The sequence below is a fragment of the Pseudoalteromonas sp. P1-26 genome (assembly GCF_001401795.1).
Classification (GTDB): Bacteria; Pseudomonadota; Gammaproteobacteria; order Enterobacterales; family Alteromonadaceae; genus Pseudoalteromonas.
On the sequence record NZ_LKDX01000119.1, the window covers coordinates 1 to 754 of the forward strand.

The following is a 754-nucleotide window of genomic DNA, read 5'->3' on the forward strand; positions in this document are numbered from 1 at the left end:
TCGCAATTAGCCATTCACTTCGAAGGTAGGTTAGATGGCGTGCTAGATATTTAGCAATTTAGGCTGACACAGAATTCTGAACGCCCTCATCTATTAAGTTTTTCAAAAACCTGATTGTACCTTTTTCTTTCTCAAATCTTTTTTTAGACTCATTTATTTCATACCTCGTAAATAAGTAATTACCGAAGCAACCAATGTCTTCAGAGGTCCAATTATTAAAGAGTGTTCTCCAGTCTTTTTCTGAAAACTCGTTCAATATAGGCCTTAACTTGTAAGAGTTCCCAACGTATAACTCACAATTTGCAAATGAATTTTCCATTGAACTAAATAGCTTATCCAGTTCATCTTGATTTGTTATATAACTAAACTTACCAATATAAGCTTCGCAAAGGTTTTTATAACGTTCATCGCTTAAAGTTAAGTTATGAAACTTAGGAGAGTTATGAAACTTTTTTTGGTCCGCTATTTTTGATATCTGGTTATATTCGATGTCTTTATCTTGTTCAATGTAACCGTTTGATACTAGGTATTCATGATAATAGCAACATTCAAAAAATTTCTTAAGATGGACTTCTTTCTCATTCAAAATATATGTCTTAAGTTCGCGAATGCCTTCACTAAAATCGGTTTCACTGAGCCTATAAGGCTCCTGATAGAGCAACTTATGTAACCGTAACAGCAACCACACCTAGGCATGTTTTTGCAGATGGCCTAATTTATCACCACGTTTCAACTAACGAGGTGATTTATGAGT

General features: G+C 34.1%; 1 protein-coding gene. It reads right to left on the reverse strand.

Annotated elements, in window-relative coordinates; translation table 11 throughout:
- Positions 1-58 precede the first annotated feature (58 nt).
- Complete coding sequence (locus AN394_RS21160; RefSeq protein ID WP_152968969.1) at positions 59-682, reverse strand: hypothetical protein; 624 nt, start codon at positions 680-682, stop codon at positions 59-61.
- Between the last annotated feature and the right edge of the window lie 72 nt (positions 683-754).